The sequence below is a fragment of the Streptomyces cyslabdanicus genome, assembly GCF_052663305.1.
In genome coordinates, this window is sequence record NZ_JBQRUW010000080.1 from 1 (window position 1) to 16,351 (window position 16,351).

Here is a 16,351-nt window from a genome sequence, read left to right on the forward strand (position 1 = left end):
GAAGCTGTAAAGAATCAACCTGTTGGCGTGTCGCTATCCGGTGGGACTGCGGCGAAGAGTTCGTCCGCGGTGCGGTAGCGGGTAGGTGCGGGGACAGGGGTGTGTCCTTCCTGCTGGAGGAGGGGGCGAGTTTCGCGGACGGCATTGCCGGTCGAGGATCGGCAGACGTCGCCGAGTGCCTCGGTGAGGACGTCGAGTGTGCACAGCTTCCGCATGTAGAGGATGGTCAGCAGGACGCGTTCACTGTTGCTGATCTTCTGGGGGAAGACGCCGCTGCGGGTACCGGGCTGGCGCGGGCCGCCGCGTCGTTGATGGCCGAGGCGCTCGGCCAGGGCGGTCTGCCGTGGAGCGAGCCGCTGGGTGAGCTGGTGCAGTTCGTCTCGGGTGAGACCAGTCAGCACGGGATGCGACAGCCGCTCGATGATCCCGTATCGGGCCGGTCGTTGATCGCTGTCCAGGAAGGTGAGCAGGGCATCGGTGGTGGGGAAGCGGACGGCGGCCACGCCGGGATCGTGATCGTGGTCTTCGAGGACTTCGCGGGTCTCCTTGACGTGGTCGGCGATGCAGGTGGCGGTGACCTCCAGCAGGTCGGCGAGCACGTTCAAGGAGCACACCTGGCGCTGGTAGAGGAGTGTCAGCAGCAGGCGGGCGGCATCATCGAACAGGGGCTTGCTGCCTCGCAGCTTGCCAGTCGCGCGGCGGGCCCGGCCGCCGCGTTGTTCGCTGTATCGCTGGTGGGCGCGGGCGGCCTGCGCCGGAGCCAGGGCGGTGGCGAGTTCCTCAAGCCGTGCGCTGCTCAGGCCGGTCAGCCGCTCATCGGCCAGGCGGTGCAACATGGCCTGGCGGCGCCGGGCGGGGCCGCCCGCCTCGCCGACGGGAGCCGGGGCGGCAGCGTCGGAGGCGTCTTGAGGGTGGAGGGTGTAGTTCCAGGTGCTATGGACGGCATGCCGTTCCAGCGGTAGGGCCTGGAAACGCTCTTTGCTAATGGCGATGCCGGTGGGGTAGTCATCGGTATCGAGGACGGCTTCGACGCGCAGACCGCCGCGGGTGCGGGTCGCTGCGATCGTCTTGACGACCACTTCGTGGCTGGTCAGCGGGCGCCCACGCCAGTTGTGGGTGATGTGCGAGAACAGCCGGTGCTCAATCTTGTTCCACTTCGAGGTACCCGGAGGAAAGTGACACACCGTGATGCTCAGGCCCGTCTCTGCGGCCAGGGCGGCCAGTTCACTCTTCCAGACCCGGTAGCGGTAGCCGTTGGAGCCTCCTGCGTCCGAGGTGATCAGCAGCCGGGTGGCGTGGGGGTAGTCGAGGCTGCCTCGTGATTGCCACCAGCGGCGGATCGACTCCACGGCGAAGACGGAGGTGTCGTGGTCGACGCCGACGTTGACCCAGCCTGTGTTGCGGGTGATGTCGTAGATCCCGTACGGGATCGCCTGCTGCACATCCGGGCCGCTGAAGAAGAAGTGGTGGTCCTCGACCTGAACCGGCTCGCCCTTCGGGCGCCACTCCCGCCCAGCCATCGGCAGCCGCCCGATCTGCTCCCGCTTCTTCGTGTCCACGCTGATCATCGGCTCGCCGTCGGCCTGGTGCTGCTTGACCTGCTCGTTGATGTAGCGGAACTGAGCATCCCGGTCCGGGTGCTGGGCGCCTTCGAGGGTCTTGACGTTCGCCTGCAGACTGAAGCCCTCCTGCCGCAGCAGCCGGCCCACCGTCGGCGCGGACACCGGGTGCCCCTGCCTGCTCAGCTCTTCGGCCAGATTGCGCAGGGACTTCGTCGTCCACCGCAACGGAGATTCCGGATCACCCCGCTCGTCCGGCTCGACCAGCCCCAGCAACGCCTTCAACAGTGCAGGATCGATCTCTTCGGCCCGCTTGCGGCCACCACCCGGCGCACGGATACGACCGCTGGGCAACCCGGCACCCGCATCGAGTTCCGACACTCCCCGGCGCACGGTGGTCTCGCTGACCTCGGCGATCCGCGCCACCGTGCGTATGCCGCCGTGCCCGAGCAGCCGGGCCTCCGTCGCCAGGGCCAGTCGCCGCTGTCTCTCGTTCAGATGCGGCAACAACTCTCGTTCAGATGCGGCAACAACACGGCGAATCTGCAACGGAGTTGGGAGCAGACATCCTCTGGAACCGCCATACCAAGGCAACGAGCCCACAGACGAGAAGCAACACCTTGATTCTTTACAGCTTCACAAAGCCCGGAATGTCACGAGCTTCCTGCCGAAGTCCGCGCAGCCGGGCGCGGTCAAGGCGATGCAGGAGATCTACAACGCCGAGGACCGCGCGCACGCCGAGCAGGCGATCGAGGCGTTCGCCCGCACTTACGGCGTCAAGTGGCCCAAGGCCGTCGCGAAGATCACCGACGACGCCGACGAGCTGCTGGCGTTCTACGACTTCCCGGCCGAGCACCGGGTTCACCTGCGGACCACGAACCCGATCGAGTCGACGTTCTCCACGGTCAAGCTCCGCACCAAGGTCACCCGCGGCGCCGGCAGTCCGGCCGCGGTGGGCAATCCCGTCATCGAGCCGGCAACGGTCACCATCGTGGCAGGCGGGACTCAGCAGGCGACCATTACAGACACCTTCGAGCGGTCCGTGGGTGACGTGGAGATCGACAAGACCATCAAGGGGCCTGGCGCCGGGAAACAAGGAAAGGTGGTCATCCGGCTCGACTGTGACGTGCCGGGCGGCGCGTTCGACCGGCAGTTCGTCATCGACGCGGGCACCAGAGCCGGCACATACCGTCAGCCGGTCATCAGCGGCATCCCGGCCGGCACACACTGCACCCTCACCGAGGCCAGGACCGGCGAGAACAAGAAGGTCAGACTCGCCAAGGCAAACATCAAACCCACTGCCATCACGGTCCGAGCCGGCGTCACCAGCCACATCTCCATCACCGACAAGTACGTCACACGCCCGGGCAAGGGCGGCAAACACCACAAGCCCGGCGGGGGCAAGGGCGGCGGCGGCAAACACCACAAGCGGGACGGTCACCTTCCCGACACCGGCACCTCCGTGCCAACCAAGCCTATGACCGCGAGCAGCCTCTCCCTGGTACTGGCCGGCGGCCTCACAGTCACCGCGGCCAGGCAGACCCGCAGACGCCCCTAGCCCCTCAGCGGAGTGTGCAAAAATCACCCAAGGCAGCTGGGCCACCGGCCAACAGGTCGGCGGCTCAGCTCTATCACCGAGCGAACCGGGCCGCCACCCGCCCAAAAGCCAACTCCTGGCGGAGGTGGCCGCGGCCCTGGCACCCACCGGTCGGCCGATGCGCTGGGAACCTGGCAAGGCGGCCAGGGCCGGCGGGCTGGCCTTCACAGCGTGCGCAGTGGTGGGGACCAAGTTCGTCACCGACACATTGCTGGCGGACGGGTTCGGCTGGCACGTCATCGGCTTCTTCGGACTGTTGATGCTGCTCAACCTGGCGGCCACCCCGCTCAACTGGCGGGTCACCGCGGACAGCGCGGGGCTGTGACTGACCGGAGCCTGGAAGGTGCGGCATGTGCCGTGGGAACGGCTGCGGGGGGGGCCGCCTACACCCCTGAGGGCGCGATCGAGACCCGAGTGCGCGACCGGGACACCTGGGAGCTGCCCGGCATCGGCTGGCCCTGGGCGGAACGCCGACTGGGGCTGCGCCCGCCGTACAACCGGATGGCCGACGAGATCAACGCGCTGCACACCCGCCCGGAGCTGCACCCCGTCGAGCGGTCCTGTCACAGCGCAAGGCATCACCACGCTGAAACCCAGCACCCGACCAAGCCCGCCCCGTGCATCGGCCGGGTGAACGCGGATGCAGCCAGAGCACGGCTTCGAGAAATCGGAGCTGAGGAGCTCCTCCAACCCGCAGTTCGGCCAAGCAGCCCCTGCCCAATCCGGCGCGCCTTGCCCTCCCCGGCCTGGTCACCGGCCCGCCGCCAGTGCCCGCCCTGCGGCAGTTGCAGTGCGGTCTTCGGCACCGTGCGGCAGAACAGCTGTCCCAGCTCGTTTGACACCGACCGCTCGACCAGGCTCCCCATGCTCCGTCGAACGACCGCAGACGCCCAGTAGCTGCTGTCGGTGAAGAGGCTGACGTCCCTGCGGGACGGCCGGGCGTCAGCGGTCGAGACCTGCCTCCCGCAGGAGCCGACGGTATGCGTAGTCGCTGAAGAGATGGTGGCCTCTTTGAAGCAGTTCGCCCACCTCCGCTGCTCCCCGGGTCAGGTCGGCGGAGGGATGCCAGCCCTGCACCGACTGCTCGGCCCAGGACCGCAGTCGGTGGTCTGGATCCTCCAGCAGCGTCACCGATGCCCTCAGCGGTACGAGCCCGCCAGCGGCGTGGAGAAGCCGGAACGCGGCGACCCGCACATGCCGTGGCTGGTCGGATGCCAGCCGCGCGGTGAGCCAGTCGGAGTCCAAAGACCGTGCCGAGGGCAGCAGGGCCGCGGTCACCTCCCGGACGACGCCGGGCGCTGCATCGTCCAGCAGTGGCAGCAATCGTCGCGTGTCCGTTACGTCCAGCGTGCGCAGCCCGGCCACGACCCGCGCCCGCACCCCGGGGGTGGGATGGGTGAGCAGGGGCCACAGCAGTGCGGCGTCGGTGCGCCGGCCGCATTCCGCCAGCCCGATCGCTGCGCCGGGCGGCAGCGCGGCGTCGCCCGGCTCGCTGCAGCGACGCCGGTACCAGGGCAGCGGATCGATGCCGTGCTGCCGTAGGACATACCGCGCGCAGGCCCGCACCAGGGCTGCGCGGTCGGCCAGGAACTCCTCAGCCCGGGCCGGCCGCCCCGCCCGCCGCAGCGCCGTGACGCCGATCGCACGCACGCGCGGGAAGCGGGCCCCGAGCAGTGGGGTGAGCACGTCGTCGTCCGGCGCGCCTGTGGAGGAGTCGCCCACGGTGGCAACGGCGGCCTCCCCGCACAGGGTCTGCACGACAGCGTCCTCGTCACGTGAGGCCGTGCGGGCCAGTTCCGCGGAAGTCAAAAGGCGTTCCTCGACCGCCAGGCGGTACACGAACCGCCTTACGCCGCGGTCGGCATGGCCGAAGAGGGCACCGAGACACTCGTGGGGTGCCCCGCGCAGGATCTCGCCGAGCAGTCCGACGGCGGCGTCGCCGCGGTCACGACGGCCGACGAGCAGGATCAACGGGGTCAGGGCCACGGCAGTGTCCACGACCAAGAGGTCACGCAGGAGCGCCCGCGCCCGCTCGCGCACCGGTTTTGCCCAGTCTGAAGCGCGGATCACGAGGAGCGGCAGCAGAGCGGGATACGCCGCCGCCTGGCGCACGGCCCGTTCACGGATCCGGCCGTCGCGGTGGCACAGGGCCAGGGCGAGTCGCGGCTCGTCGAACGATGCGGCGCCGGCGGGCAGCGGGGCGGCGTGCTCCCACTGCGGCAAGTGGCCCGGCCGGTACCAGTCGACCATCCGCACACCGGTGTCCAACGCCAGCCAGGCAAGAGGATCGGCGACGGTGAGAGCAGTCTGCAGCGGCGTACCACCCGCCAACCGCAGCGCCGCAGCCTCGCCGTCCCCGAAGTCCCCACGCATCCCCCACGCCCTCGCCGTCGCGATATGCCAGCCATCCACCCGGGATCGTAGTTCGGTGCAGGCCCAAGACCGCAGGGTTTTTGGTTCCGGCGCACGCGGACTTGCTGGGAGATCCGCAAGGATTTCTACGAAGCATTCCAACCCTCGGATGCGACAGAGGGCACAGGAAAGGCACCACGCTGGTGGCCAGCGTGGATGAGGACTCCCCCGTTGCTCGGCCGAGCGGCCCTCAAGCTGAACTCAGTGAGGCGATGCGGCGGGGCCTGATCGCGTACGAGGAGCGGGGCGGAGATTCGGACCGCAAGGCCGCGGCTGGGACACCGACGCTCGACGTGTGCCCGGAGACCGGCCCGGCCCGGCTCTCTTACCGCCGAGCTGAGGAGATCTTCGAGGAGAACACCCGGCTGCTGCTCCCGCTCGCCTCACCCAAGGACATCGAGGACCTGGACGGCTGGACACTGCACCGGCTCAGGCACAGTCGTTGACACACGATACGGGGAACGGAACGTCCACGCCGATGCTGCTGGCCGGTTCCCGCCACGCCTCCGCCCGCTCCCTGGAGCGGCACGCCCGCCCCGGCGTCGACGCCGTCGCCCGCCATGTCGCCGAGCGGCGCCCCCGCCGCAGGTCGTCAGACATGACACCCCCTCGTTTGCGCCGCTGGTACACCTCACCCGCACCCGCCACGTCGCCGCGGGTCTCCAGCAGCTCCGCCAGGTGGCGGACGGCTTCCGGCCAGTCCTCGTCGGCCGCGTAAGCGCGCAGCTCGTTGATCCGGCCATGCCGCACCAGCAGTTCGGCCAGCGGGTCAGGCTGTTGGCCGGCGTGGAGCCGTACGTGCGCTGCATGCAGCACCTCGACCGCCTCGTCCGTGCGGCCCTGCCTCTCGCGAACGGGCGCCCGGGCCGTAGGTGGGATACGGCGTCAGCTCCAAGCGGATGAAGCTGAGGACGTCGTCACGCTCACGGGGTGCTCCCGGCCGGGATGAGGGAAGGCCCCTGGGCCCGTGAGGGCGACCGGGGGCTTTCACCCTGCGTGCTCCGGGCCCGTATCAGCCGTTGGCGAGCGCCTTCACCCGGTTCGGCGCCCCGTTGAACCTGTTGTGGTCGCCGACAGTCGGGCCGGACGAGGTGTACTGCCACAGCGTGTAGTAGCCCCAGCCAGCCGGCAGCGTGCCGACGGTCGAGGCGTACCGGGCGATCCACAGGGGATTCTTGGTGGCGAAGCCGCCGTAGTTGCCGGTGCACTGCGTCCACCAGCTGGTGGCCGTGTAGATCACGGCGTCCCGGCCGGTGCGGGCCTTGTAGGTCTTGAGGAAGTCGGAGATCCAGCTGACCATCGAGCTCGCCGACTTGCCGTAGCAGGTGGCGCCGTAGGGGTTCCACTCGATGTCGAGGACGCCCGGCAGGGTCTTGCCGTCGCGGGACCAGCCGCCGCCGTGGTCGACGAAGTAGTTGGCCTGCTTGGCGCCGCTGCTGGTGTCCGGGGTGGCGAAGTGGTACGCGCCGCGGATCATGCCGACGTTGTACGAGCCGTTGTACTGCTGCCTGAAGTACGGGTTCGTGTAGTACGTCCCCTCTGTGGCCTTCGTATCCGCCCACTTCACGCCGCTGTTCCACAGCGTGGACCAGGCGACGTTGCCCTGGTAGGAGCTGACGTCAACGCCTTCGGTCTGGGTGGCCTTCCTGGTGACGGCCCTGCCGCTGCGGCCGTCGTGCGCCAGGACGCCCATGCCCATGTAGGCGGAGCCACGGGCGGGGGTGGTGTCGGCCGAGGAGGGTGCGGTGCAGAGGAGCGAGAACGCTGCGAGCAGGGCTCCCGTGACGGTCAGCCGGCCTACGCGGGCCGTTCCGGATCTGTGCACGAGCATGACGTACCTCCGATGATTGGGCTGTGCTCGGTGGGAGGAAATGCGCGCATGCCCCACGGTCGCACGGAGGGAGAGCGGATCAAGGCCGACCCGCCGGGAGGGGCTCACGCGCAAGGCGTTGGAGGTCAGCCAGCTCACCGCCTTTGATGCGATCAGGGCCCGGCTCGACTTCGAGGCCCCGAAGGTCACCCTCACGATGGAGGTCCCGGAGTGAGAGCCGCTGGCGTGGACTGCGCACGGCATGCCGTGCAACCCGTGGCCGCCAGTGACCGAACCCGTCCAGCTGTCCGCCGGTCGACACCCGGATGTACCCCACAAGCCGCACAGAATCGCTTCCAAAGCCCTGACCTGCACTGTCACAGTAACGGGCATAACTGTGACGCCGGGCCCCTACCGGGCCTCTGGGCGGACCGTACTGAGGGCACGTCAGGCGGAGGGGTTGGGCACATAGCTGTCCGTGTGGCCACCGGCTCCGAGGACCTGCCGGGAGTACTGGGCCCTGACGGGTCAACCACTCGCGCGGCTCGTACGCATTGATCTCTTCGTACCGGTCGTCGAACTGTTCTCCGCCGACGCCTTCTTCCCAGCGCTCTGGCCAGTTCGCGAGGCCGCCGACCCGGAACCGATGATCCGCCCATCGCGGTTCGCCGACACAGAGCGCGTACACCTGGGGCTGCTCGTCGCCACTCCGGCGGACGAGCTCCTCGTCGCAGATGAGGAAGTGACCCATGTCGTCACGGTCCTCGCGGACCTCCTCGGGCAGGGTGACCACCCGGGTCACCTTGTCGTCGTCACAGTGAGCGTTTTCCAACCTCACGCTGATGCATGGTGAAGAACAAGAACGGTCTTCACGATGTCGGTGATGCGGTTGGTGCTGCAGCGGAGTTTCCGCAGCAGGCGCCAGCCCTTGAGAGTGGCCATGGCCTGCTCGCCGACGCAGCGGATCTTGGCGTGGGTGGTGTTGTGCCGGCGCTGCCACCGCCTGAGCCGTCAGCCGCGGAACGGGACGCGAACGGGGCGGCTGGCGCCCTGGTACGCCTTCTCCGCCCAGCATCGGATCCCGGCCTCGGCCAGGGCGTCGATGATGCCGTGTGTACGGGCGGCGGTCAGGTCGTGGGTGGAGCCGGGAAGGGTGGGCGAGGCCCTCAGCAGCCGCCCGAACGGGTCGGTGAGGACCTGGATGTTCATACCGTGGCGCTTGTGTTTCCCGGAGTAGTACGGGGTATCGGCGGCGATCCGGTCGATCGGCAGCAGCGTGCCGTCCAGAATCACGAAGGCCAGGCGGCTCACGGTCTGCACGGCGTCGGCGAGGCTGGGCGCGAGCGCAACCAGGACCTCGATGGCCTCCCGTATGTAGCGGAACACGGTGGCGATTCCGATGCCGAACCCGGCAGCAAGCTGAGCATAGGTGTCACCACACCGCAGGTGGGCCAGAACCAGCAGGGCCTGCCGTCCGGCGGTCAGCCGTCGTCAGCGAGAACCGATCTCCCGAGCCTCGACCCCGTCGAGGGCGTGTGGTCGCACCTGAAGAGGTCTCTGGCCAACCTCACCAAACACAGCCTCGACCAGCTCACCGCGTTGGTGAAGACCCGGGTCAAACGGATGCAGTACCGCCCCCGCCTCATCGAGGGCCTCATCGCCAAGACCGGGCTCGACTTCCAACCGCCGTAGCCCCGGCCGTCAAAGATCTCCTAGAAATAGGAGGCCACCAGGTCGCGGTCCACCGTGATGGTGTCGCGATCCAGCGCGGGCAGCCCCAGGTGGTCACAGATCAGCTGGGTCAGCTGCTCCTCGTAGGTCTCGCTCTGATGGTCCAGTCCGGCCGCCGTGATGAGGCAGGCCAACTTGTTGGGCCAGTATTCTCCGACGTACTCGGGATCCTCGAAGTCGATGCAGGACGATATCTGGCCGTCCTTGTAGTGGTACGCCTTGGGCCCGTGGGCCTTGGCAACGCACGGGTTGGGAACGAACACCATCAGCTCAGCGCCCTGGGGGCACAGCTCGCGGTAGGCGATCTCGTCGTAGTCGTCGCGGTTGAATATGTGGTGCACGATCACGCCCCAGTCGCCGGGTACCGTGTCGTTGCCGTAGGCGAACGGCGGCCGCTGCTGCACGGACAGGCCTTCAGCCATGGCGGCCAGGCTGGTCCCCTTGAAATAGACCAGGACCGTTTCGTCTTCCTGGTACCGCTCTTCTTCCACCCACGCCATGACGCCGCAGTCGATCCAACTTGTCATGCCCAGCAACATAACCGGCGCCACTGACACAACAGCCCCCAGAGTCGCCCATCGACGCCAAAACCCACCGCCGCCCCACGCCGTCTGAACGTAGCGCTCCCATCGTCGGCTGACGCGCCCACTCGCTCAAGCGCTCCCCGACGTAACCCGCACCCTTCAAGATCTCTAGCTGAGTACGACGATGCCTTGAAGTGGCTGCTCCGTCTAGCGCATCCCAGGACGGTCCGCTAGCGACAGAGGTATGGGTGTTCGATTCGAGCCTGACGCACGTCTTGATGGTGGATCACCGCTGGCGCGGATGGGTGGCGCCGGGCGGCAAGGTGGATCCAGGAGAGACTCCACGAGAGGCGGTCAGGCGGGAGCTATTCGAAGGAACCGGGCTGACAGGAGAACTTCTTGGCGTCCCGGCTGCCGTCACTGTTCGCTCATATCTTCCTGACTGGTCGGCCGTCATGGGTGTGTCTTTCATGGCGGTCGTCGACCATCGACCTCCACTGGCCGCAGAGGACGGGCAGCCTGCAGCTTGGTTGCGGCTCGACGAGCCTTGGCGGGGGTACCTCTCTGAAGATCGTCTCCGAATGAGCGTGTTTCATCTTGAAGTTGCTGGTCACGGGGCTGGTGTGGGTGGGGTTCGGGTTGCTCGTGCTGGTCGGGGGTGTGATCGGTAGCAGGTGATCGTCTGCCGTGGGGCCGGTTTGCCGGAAACGTGTACCGCGATGGCCCGTGGTGCCTACTGTCCGCGGGATCGGGGAGTTCGCGGGCGTGCGGGACGGTCTGTGGCCGAGATACTGACGTGGGTGATGCAGCGGCGGATGGTGCTGGCCGAGCGGGCCGGGCGACTGCGCAAGGAGCTGGCGGAGATCGATGCCGAGGTGGCCCGCCTGGAGGCTGCGGAGGTGGTGATCGGCCAATTCATCGAGGCCGAACGCGCGGGTGAGGCGGACGATCCGACCATGGAGCGGGGCTGGAGCGGATGACCACGCCGGGAGCGGGCGGGATGCTGCTGGTCCCGCTGTGTGAGGACTGCACGGACCGGGGCGTCCTGCCCGAGGACTATCAGGCGATCATGCGGGTGGTGGCCGGTGCTGCGGAGCCGGTCAAGGCCGGTCAGGTGAGCGACGCGTTGGGCAGGGGGACGCTGCCCGGTCAGGTGGAGGCAGTGCGCGCGAAGCTGAAGCCGCTGGCGGAGCGGGGCTGGCTGCACCGCACTCCGGCGGGCCGGTATGCACCGCTGACCGGGCACCGGGCATGAGCGAACCTGACCGGATCCGGGCGTAACAGGCGGGCCTCTGGTGGGAGTTGGGGTGCTCATGTCGAAGAACTCCCACCCCGTCGAGGGCCCGGACGGGTTTGTCTACCAGTGCCGCCTGCCGCTGTCGAGTGCCACCTTGGACATGGTCGCCGGCCTCATTCGCGGCCATTTGAAGAAGATCCGCTCCCGCTGGCGCAAGCTCCCGCCCGGCCGGATCGCCCTGATCGTTCTCGCGGTTCTCCGCCACGACCAGCAGCTTTCCGACATGGCGGGCGGCAACGGCGTCTCCGCGTCCACCGTGCGCCGCTGGCTGCTGGAAGTGATCGGGCTGCTGTCGGCCCGTGCCCCGCGCCTGGACCGCGCGCTGAAGAAAATCGCCCGGAAGGGCGGCGTCGTCGTCCTGCTCGACGGCACCCTGGTGCGCACCCGCCGACGCACCGGGGACGAGAACCGGCCGAATTATTCCGGCAAGCGCAAGGCCCACGGACTGCTGTTCCTGGCCCTCACCGATGAGGCGGGCAACCTGGTCTGGCTCTCGGCGGCGAAGCCGGGGCGCTCCAGCGAGATCACCGCCGCCCGCCACAACAGGATCACTACCCGCCTGCGGGAGGCCGGTCTGGGGGCTCTGGCCGATCTCTGCTTCGTCGGCCTGGACGACGACCCCGACGACCCGGTCATCGTCACCGGCCGCAAGGCAACCCGCGGCCATCCGCTCACCGACGCCCAGAAGGAGGCGAACCGGCTGGTCAGCCGCGAGCGAGCGGCAAACGAGCACGGCTTCGCCGACCTGAAGAACTGGCGGATCCTGACCAAGGTCCGCATGAACGCCCGATACGCGACCACGCTGCTGCGGGCCCTCCTCGTGCTGACGAATGCCGAGGTCCAACGCTGACTTACGATCACCCGATGCTGCGAAGTTAAGGCGTCGCGGCCGGCGCGAGCACCCCAGCCTCGGCCCATGCCAGCCCCGTGACCTGCAGCTTTAGGTTGGGCGATGCCCGTTGTCAGTGCGGTGCGCTTCACTGCCCGCCATGGAGCTCACGCAAGCGACCGTCAACGACCTGCTGGCCCAACTCGGCCCGGGGGACGGCTACATGTACCTGCCCAGCGACCTGGACCCGCAGGACCTGACCGACCTACTCGACGGCAGGTACGGCGCCCCGCTCACCCTCGTCCTCGACGGCTTCACCGATCCGACGGTCGACGAGTCCAGGGGCGCGGCTCTCCTCGTCCCCTTCGAGGACCGGGCCGTGACGATACGGGCGTGGGCGTACGGGGATCAGTGGGTCGGCACGGGTACGGCGCGGGACGCCGAGGGGGCCGAGCGGCCGGTGTTGGTGGTCGCCCACAGGGAGGTGCCCGAACCCTTGGCGGTCGCTCCGGATGAGGACGAGGACGTCGACTGGATGGAGCGGCTCAGACGGATCACCGGCTGGACACAGCCCGCTCAGCGGCCGGATGTGGACTGGGCGGAGGTGGAGTCGCGCCTGGGCACCGCGCTGCCGAGCGACTACAAGCGCATGGTCGAGACGTTCGGCGAGGGCGCCTTCGACGGATTCCTGAACCTGATCCAGGAGCCGTGGGCGGATCTCAGGGAGGACGGTCTGCTCATCTGGGCGGGCACTGAGCACGAGGACCTGTACTGCTGGAGGGCCGACGGCGACGAGCCCGACCGTTGGCCCGTCGTGGTCCGGTCCTTCGACGGCGAGCACGTCCCTTTCGGCTGCCAGGCGGCGGAGTTCGTCTGCCGCATCCTCATCGACCCGCACCACCCGTTCACGATGGCCCGCTTTTTCGACACCCACTGGTTCATGAACTACCGGGAAAGCGGCTGACCGAACCCCGCCGCCAACGGCCCCGGCTCTCCTCGGAGCCTACGAGGCACTCCGGACCCGGCATCGCGATTCCGGCGAACCGGCAATGCGCCGGTTGATCACCTGCTGCCGATCAAGTCCACGACCGGCACGAGCATCTCAGCCCCCGCCCACGCCAGCCCCATGACCAGCGAATTCAGGTTGAACAACGCTCAATGAAGCAGTGCATCGGCTGGATCAGAGAGGGCCGCGTGACGATGACAACATCCGGATGAGTTCTGTCTTCTGAGCCCTCGCAGGTCAGGGGGCAGGCTGGGCCTTTTCGTCCAGCTTTCGGTGCGGGGACCGTTGCGGCTCAGGCGTCTGGTCATGAGAGTGATCGTCGCCCAGGTGATCAGAGTCTCGGAGTGCTGAACAAGCCGTTCGTAGTCCCAGCATGCCGGCAGGCGTGCATCATCCAGGCCAGTGACCTCTCGACGACCCAGCGGTGGGGCAGGACGACAAAGCCGGAGGCCTTGGGACGGCTAACCGGCCTGATCGTGAGGTTGAGATGCCGTTTGACCCAGGTCACAAGCCTTCCTGCGTAATGCTCCAGCTGTAGATCGTGATCACGTGGTGGCCACTGTCTGTCGTCACCAGCGGGCGACGAGCGTCTCTTCCTTGCCACGGTTGCGGTACAGCCAGGTGGTCCCCGGGGCGATAGCCCCGGTCAGATAGCCGACAATGGGCTCCCGCTGCGCTGCGCTGTCCAGTTCGCCGAGCAACTTCAGGGCGTCAGGCAGGGGGAAGAAGGCGGCTTGTTCGATGTCGTCGTCCTGTGGGGTGAGGTCCCCCGACCACTCGTCGATCTCGAAGGCCACGGCCATTGCCGAGGGATGTTGCTCGGAGTCGATGTGCATGAGGAACGCGGTCCGCACCGGGTCGCCGATCAGCAGTCCGGTCTCCTCCTTCAGCTCGCGCCGAAGGGTTTCGTGCAGGAGCTCGCCGTCCTCAACCCCGCCGCCGGGCAGTGACCAGAGCATCTCGCCGTCGGTGCCGAGACTCTCCCGCACGAGCAGGATGCCGTCGTCTCGGCGGATGATGCCGATGACCAACTGCACCCGGGGTCTGGGCGACTTCACATCTTCTGCTGTCATGCCGCAGACCGTACGTGAAGGCTGGTTCGCCAGTGTCCGCGGAGAGGGGTGCAACCACCGTCGATCATCGTGAGCTGTGTGGACTGACGAAGCGACGGTGGCCGCAGGTCACAGCATAGGTCCCGGTCGATCGCGGGCAGCGTTCGAGGCGGCCATGGGCCGGATCGCGGGCCGGTTCGCCCGGGTCGAGCCCCGGCTGCGAGCCGGTCGGCTGGTATTGGGCTTGCTGTCGGACTTGCCGCGCAAGAACTGCTGGACGATCGCGGAATGGGCCGGGGAGACCCGCCCACATGCTGTCCAGGATCTCCTCGCGCAGGTCGAGCCGGTGGTCCTCGGCCGCCCTGCGCCAGTAGCGGCGTTCGTGGCGGAGCAGGGTATCCGAGACGTGCTCGCCGCTGGGGGCACCCACGGCGCCGGGTCCGTGCTTGAGGAGGGTCACTAACGCGGCAGCGTGCAGGGCGAGTACGGAAGTGTCCTCGGCGCCTGGCAGCAGAACGCCGGACGGTGGCAGCGGGAGCGTGCGGGTGGGCGGCACGCCGGGGACCCGGGCGAGGACGCGGGAGAGGTCCTCCGCGGCCTCCTGGTAGGCGCGGTTCCGGTCCTCCGGCGCGACCACCACCGGGCCGAGGCGAAGGGGCTGGCCGACTGGTACGGGGAACTGCTCGGTGAGCTGCTTCCACCACTCGCCGTCCGAGCGCGCGAGCAGCAGCAGCCGGACGGGGAAGGACCCTCGATAGTCGGCCAACTGCTCGATGATCCGGGCGGCTTGGGGAACTCGTGTCTCGGCATAGTCGACGATCAGGAGGAGCGGTGTGGTGGTGGCCGCCGCCCGCTGCAGCGCCTGCTGCGGCGCGGACGGCCGGACTATGCCGGCTGTCCAGCCCCGCTGCCTCAGCTCCGCGGCGAATTGGCGGGCGAGCCGGGTCTTGCCCTCGCCACCGCGTGCGGAGACGAGTTGTAGACAGAAGCCGTCGCCGGAGCACCACGTGCGCAGCTGCTCCAGTTCACGGTCGCGCCCGCGGAAGCGCACCACCGAGGCGGCCGCACGCAGCAGAGAGCCGGGCGAGGGCAGGGACTGGTCGCCGCTCGGGTGACCGAAGACGGGGGCGAACTCCACGGACTCCAGCTCGGGCGGACCACTGCCGGTGGCGTCCCGCCAGGCGCGGACGAAGTCCTCGTCGCTGGCGGCGGCGATGGGCTCCACCACCAGCCGCGCCCCGCGGAACGCGACCCGGTCCTCCACGATGACCCCGACGACCAGGTCACCGCTGACGACGCCCGCGCCCGACATCCCCGGCCAACCGTCGGGGCGCTGCCGCTCGTCACCACCAGCTGGTGCCGGTCGCTGACGACGGCGGTTGCGGGGTTGAGGGATCCCGTGATGTGTTCGCTGTCGACCCAGCCGTCGTCGTGCAACTGGGCGCGCGGGAAGCCGACCGCTTCGCAGGGGATGTGCGGGGTGGAGGTGGTCAGGCACCCCAGCCGAACCGGCGGCTGCGCCCAGTCACCGTCCGTGATCTCCAACAGGGCCAGGTCGCGGGAGGCGCTGGCCCACACCGTCCGGCAGCGGTACTTTGTGTTGTCTTTCATTGGCCGGACCACGGATTCGGATCCGCCGCTGCTCGCAGCGTCCCCCACCACGTGGCGCGCGGTGAGCACCAGGCGCGGTCCCACCAGGAAGCCCGACCCGCTCGTTCCCGTGCCGCCCGGGCCGACGGCCGAGACCTCGGCGGCCCGATCAGCGATCATGGCCGGTCAGGTCGGGGGTGGTCCGGCCCGGGATAGTCGGGGCCAGGCCGGTCGGGGAGACCGCGGCCCCGGTCGGACACCTGGAGCGGCCGGCCAGAACGGCTGTCCTTGGGGGTGAGGACGGCCCGTACCTTGTGGGTTGAGCCGCCGGACCGCCGTACGTCAGCGCCGCTCTCCAGCACCCAGAACCGAGCCTTGCCCTCGACGCCGGCATCCCAGGCGGCCTCAACCGCGAACTCCAGCTCGACCGGCCCGACTTCGAAAAGTACATCCTCTTCGGCGCGGTCGGCCTGCAGCGCGGTCAGCTGTTCCCTTATGCTCGCCACCGCATCGGCCAAGTCCAAGCGTTTGTCCACCATGTGGGCCCCGTCCCGTCAGGTATTCGCGCGCTGCCGCTCAACGATGAAGAATCTCACTGGAGTTGCAGTTGGAGTCGACACCTGGGCGAAGGTCACCCCAATCTTCTCCCGTCCCGGCCACACGGACCACACGGCCGAGAAGTCTTGTTCCGGCCGTCCCAACGGTAGAGCCTTCAGGACCCCGTCAGGACGAGGGACGAGCCGCCGGCCCGGACGCCCTCCGCCGCCGCCTCGGTCAGGTCGGCGTCGGTGACCATGGTGTCGAAGGCGGTCAGCGATGACGACCCAGCAGGTCGCCGACACGGTTGCCGGTTGCGGTCGGTGGCGGGGGGGGGGGGGGGGGGGGGGGGGGGGGAGGGGGTGGTGGCACTCCCCTCCTCCAAAGAAGGCCTCCCATCCACTGTT

At 68.6% G+C, this 16,351-nt stretch carries 17 protein-coding genes and 7 pseudogenes; 13 read left to right on the forward strand and 11 right to left on the reverse strand.

The window, feature by feature from the left end; translation table 11 throughout:
- Nucleotides 1–14 precede the first annotated feature (14 nt).
- Nucleotides 15–2,108, reverse strand: coding sequence for an ISAzo13 family transposase (locus ACTYVM_RS36205; protein ID WP_445529997.1), 2,094 nt, complete (start codon nt 2,106–2,108; stop codon nt 15–17).
- Nucleotides 2,109–2,196: 88 nt separating this feature from the next.
- Between ACTYVM_RS36205 and ACTYVM_RS36210 the strand changes: the two are divergent.
- The 3 genes and pseudogenes from ACTYVM_RS36210 to ACTYVM_RS36220 all read left to right on the forward strand — a co-directional run.
- A pseudogene (locus ACTYVM_RS36210) lies at nt 2,197–2,511 on the forward strand (transposase); the annotation flags it as partial.
- 111 nt (nt 2,512–2,622) lie between these two features.
- A pseudogene (locus ACTYVM_RS36215) lies at nt 2,623–3,117 on the forward strand (DUF5979 domain-containing protein); the annotation flags it as partial.
- A gap of 157 nt (nt 3,118–3,274) precedes the next feature.
- Nucleotides 3,275–3,481, forward strand: coding sequence for a hypothetical protein (locus ACTYVM_RS36220; protein WP_445529998.1), 207 nt, complete (start codon nt 3,275–3,277; stop codon nt 3,479–3,481).
- A gap of 617 nt (nt 3,482–4,098) precedes the next feature.
- On the opposite strand, the gene ACTYVM_RS36225 is transcribed toward ACTYVM_RS36220, so the two are convergent.
- Entirely contained in the window at nt 4,099–5,529 is a 1,431-nt protein-coding gene (locus ACTYVM_RS36225) for a hypothetical protein (protein ID WP_445529999.1), read from the reverse strand.
- Nucleotides 5,530–5,780: 251 nt separating this feature from the next.
- On the opposite strand from ACTYVM_RS36225, the gene ACTYVM_RS36230 reads away from it, so the two are divergent.
- Nucleotides 5,781–6,014 carry a hypothetical protein gene (locus ACTYVM_RS36230; protein WP_445530000.1) on the forward strand — a complete coding sequence of 78 codons (234 nt, stop codon included), beginning with the start codon at nt 5,781–5,783 and terminating at the stop codon, nt 6,012–6,014.
- Here ACTYVM_RS36230 and ACTYVM_RS36235 read toward each other — a convergent pair.
- Both ACTYVM_RS36235 and ACTYVM_RS36240 read right to left on the reverse strand, forming a co-directional pair.
- The gene (locus tag ACTYVM_RS36235; RefSeq protein WP_445530001.1) at nt 5,998–6,384 is read right to left on the reverse strand and encodes a hypothetical protein; all 387 of its coding nucleotides are present in this window, start codon (nt 6,382–6,384) and stop codon (nt 5,998–6,000) included. The two genes, ACTYVM_RS36230 and ACTYVM_RS36235, sit on opposite strands and share 17 nt — an antisense overlap.
- Nucleotides 6,385–6,580: 196 nt before the next feature.
- Nucleotides 6,581–7,399 (reverse strand): lysozyme, encoded by an 819-nt coding sequence (locus ACTYVM_RS36240; protein ID WP_445530002.1) that lies wholly within the window; start codon nt 7,397–7,399, stop codon nt 6,581–6,583.
- A 40-nt stretch (nt 7,400–7,439) separates the two neighbouring features.
- Here ACTYVM_RS36240 and ACTYVM_RS36245 point away from each other — a divergent pair, with 40 nt between their 5' ends.
- Both ACTYVM_RS36245 and ACTYVM_RS36250 read left to right on the forward strand, forming a co-directional pair.
- On the forward strand, nt 7,440–7,613 hold the full coding sequence (locus tag ACTYVM_RS36245) for a hypothetical protein (RefSeq protein WP_445530003.1): 174 nt from the start codon (nt 7,440–7,442) through the stop codon (nt 7,611–7,613).
- Nucleotides 7,614–7,856: 243 nt separating this feature from the next.
- Nucleotides 7,857–8,231: a hypothetical protein gene (locus ACTYVM_RS36250; protein WP_445530004.1), complete on the forward strand. Its 375-nt coding sequence runs from the start codon at nt 7,857–7,859 to the stop codon at nt 8,229–8,231.
- Here the strand turns inward: ACTYVM_RS36250 and ACTYVM_RS36255 are convergent.
- Nucleotides 8,213–8,869 (reverse strand): annotated as a pseudogene (locus ACTYVM_RS36255) (transposase family protein); the annotation flags it as partial. The gene ACTYVM_RS36250 and the pseudogene ACTYVM_RS36255 overlap by 19 nt on opposite strands.
- Before the next feature lie 18 nt (nt 8,870–8,887).
- Here ACTYVM_RS36255 and ACTYVM_RS36260 point away from each other — a divergent pair.
- A pseudogene (locus ACTYVM_RS36260) lies at nt 8,888–9,070 on the forward strand (IS630 family transposase); the annotation flags it as partial.
- A gap of 20 nt (nt 9,071–9,090) precedes the next feature.
- On the opposite strand, the gene ACTYVM_RS36265 reads toward ACTYVM_RS36260, so the two are convergent.
- Entirely contained in the window at nt 9,091–9,636 is a 546-nt protein-coding gene (locus tag ACTYVM_RS36265) for a hypothetical protein (RefSeq protein ID WP_445530005.1), read from the reverse strand.
- A 275-nt stretch (nt 9,637–9,911) separates the two neighbouring features.
- Here ACTYVM_RS36265 and ACTYVM_RS36270 point away from each other — a divergent pair, with 275 nt between their 5' ends.
- The 5 genes from ACTYVM_RS36270 to ACTYVM_RS36290 all read left to right on the forward strand — a co-directional run bounded on the left by ACTYVM_RS36270 (nt 9,912) and on the right by ACTYVM_RS36290 (nt 12,723).
- The gene (locus ACTYVM_RS36270; protein ID WP_445530013.1) at nt 9,912–10,304 is read left to right on the forward strand and encodes an NUDIX hydrolase; all 393 of its coding nucleotides are present in this window, start codon (nt 9,912–9,914) and stop codon (nt 10,302–10,304) included.
- A 108-nt stretch (nt 10,305–10,412) separates the two neighbouring features.
- Nucleotides 10,413–10,613: a hypothetical protein gene (locus ACTYVM_RS36275; RefSeq protein WP_445530006.1), complete on the forward strand. Its 201-nt coding sequence runs from the start codon at nt 10,413–10,415 to the stop codon at nt 10,611–10,613.
- Complete coding sequence (locus tag ACTYVM_RS36280) at nt 10,610–10,888, forward strand: hypothetical protein (RefSeq protein WP_445530007.1); 279 nt, start codon at nt 10,610–10,612, stop codon at nt 10,886–10,888. The genes ACTYVM_RS36275 and ACTYVM_RS36280 overlap by 4 nt, the downstream gene beginning before the upstream one ends.
- A gap of 58 nt (nt 10,889–10,946) precedes the next feature.
- Nucleotides 10,947–11,780 (forward strand): transposase family protein, encoded by an 834-nt coding sequence (locus ACTYVM_RS36285; RefSeq protein ID WP_445530008.1) that lies wholly within the window; start codon nt 10,947–10,949, stop codon nt 11,778–11,780.
- 139 nt (nt 11,781–11,919) lie between these two features.
- Complete coding sequence (locus ACTYVM_RS36290; protein WP_445530009.1) at nt 11,920–12,723, forward strand: SMI1/KNR4 family protein; 804 nt, start codon at nt 11,920–11,922, stop codon at nt 12,721–12,723.
- Nucleotides 12,724–13,043: 320 nt separating this feature from the next.
- Here the strand turns inward: ACTYVM_RS36290 and ACTYVM_RS36295 are convergent.
- Nucleotides 13,044–13,288, reverse strand: a pseudogene (locus tag ACTYVM_RS36295) (IS5-like element IS4811 family transposase); the annotation flags it as partial.
- A 46-nt stretch (nt 13,289–13,334) separates the two neighbouring features.
- Nucleotides 13,335–13,838, reverse strand: a complete 504-nt coding sequence (locus ACTYVM_RS36300) for an NUDIX hydrolase (protein ID WP_445530010.1) — start codon at nt 13,836–13,838, stop codon at nt 13,335–13,337.
- Between the two features lie 154 nt (nt 13,839–13,992).
- Here ACTYVM_RS36300 and ACTYVM_RS36305 point away from each other — a divergent pair.
- Nucleotides 13,993–14,160, forward strand: a pseudogene (locus ACTYVM_RS36305) (IS701 family transposase); the annotation flags it as partial.
- A 363-nt stretch (nt 14,161–14,523) separates the two neighbouring features.
- Here ACTYVM_RS36305 and ACTYVM_RS36310 read toward each other — a convergent pair.
- From ACTYVM_RS36310 to ACTYVM_RS36320, 3 genes and pseudogenes are all read right to left on the reverse strand, one after another.
- Nucleotides 14,524–14,841, reverse strand: a pseudogene (locus ACTYVM_RS36310) (P-loop NTPase); the annotation flags it as partial.
- Nucleotides 14,730–15,587: a S1 family peptidase gene (locus ACTYVM_RS36315; protein WP_445530011.1), complete on the reverse strand. Its 858-nt coding sequence runs from the start codon at nt 15,585–15,587 to the stop codon at nt 14,730–14,732. The gene ACTYVM_RS36315 and the pseudogene ACTYVM_RS36310, both read right to left, overlap by 112 nt.
- Nucleotides 15,584–15,946, reverse strand: coding sequence for a trypco2 family protein (locus ACTYVM_RS36320; RefSeq protein WP_445530012.1), 363 nt, complete (start codon nt 15,944–15,946; stop codon nt 15,584–15,586). The genes ACTYVM_RS36315 and ACTYVM_RS36320 overlap by 4 nt, the downstream gene beginning before the upstream one ends.
- Nucleotides 15,947–16,351 lie beyond the last annotated feature (405 nt).

Bases quoted from the DNA above. Each gene is read 5' to 3' on its own strand.
- ACTYVM_RS36220 (WP_445529998.1), top strand. From the start codon at position 3,275: ATGCGCTGGGAACCTGGCAAGGCGGCCAGGGCCGGCGGGCTGGCCTTC.
- ACTYVM_RS36225 (WP_445529999.1), bottom strand. From the start codon at position 5,529: ATGCGTGGGGACTTCGGGGACGGCGAGGCTGCGGCGCTGCGGTTGGCG.
- ACTYVM_RS36230 (WP_445530000.1), top strand. From the start codon at position 5,781: ATGCGGCGGGGCCTGATCGCGTACGAGGAGCGGGGCGGAGATTCGGAC.
- ACTYVM_RS36240 (WP_445530002.1), bottom strand. From the start codon at position 7,399: ATGCTCGTGCACAGATCCGGAACGGCCCGCGTAGGCCGGCTGACCGTC.
- ACTYVM_RS36245 (WP_445530003.1), top strand. From the start codon at position 7,440: ATGCGCGCATGCCCCACGGTCGCACGGAGGGAGAGCGGATCAAGGCCG.
- ACTYVM_RS36265 (WP_445530005.1), bottom strand. From the start codon at position 9,636: ATGACAAGTTGGATCGACTGCGGCGTCATGGCGTGGGTGGAAGAAGAG.
- ACTYVM_RS36270 (WP_445530013.1), top strand. From the start codon at position 9,912: ATGGTGGATCACCGCTGGCGCGGATGGGTGGCGCCGGGCGGCAAGGTG.
- ACTYVM_RS36280 (WP_445530007.1), top strand. From the start codon at position 10,610: ATGACCACGCCGGGAGCGGGCGGGATGCTGCTGGTCCCGCTGTGTGAG.
- ACTYVM_RS36285 (WP_445530008.1), top strand. From the start codon at position 10,947: ATGTCGAAGAACTCCCACCCCGTCGAGGGCCCGGACGGGTTTGTCTAC.
- ACTYVM_RS36290 (WP_445530009.1), top strand. From the start codon at position 11,920: ATGGAGCTCACGCAAGCGACCGTCAACGACCTGCTGGCCCAACTCGGC.
- ACTYVM_RS36300 (WP_445530010.1), bottom strand. From the start codon at position 13,838: ATGACAGCAGAAGATGTGAAGTCGCCCAGACCCCGGGTGCAGTTGGTC.
- ACTYVM_RS36315 (WP_445530011.1), bottom strand. From the start codon at position 15,587: ATGATCGCTGATCGGGCCGCCGAGGTCTCGGCCGTCGGCCCGGGCGGC.
- ACTYVM_RS36320 (WP_445530012.1), bottom strand. From the start codon at position 15,946: ATGGTGGACAAACGCTTGGACTTGGCCGATGCGGTGGCGAGCATAAGG.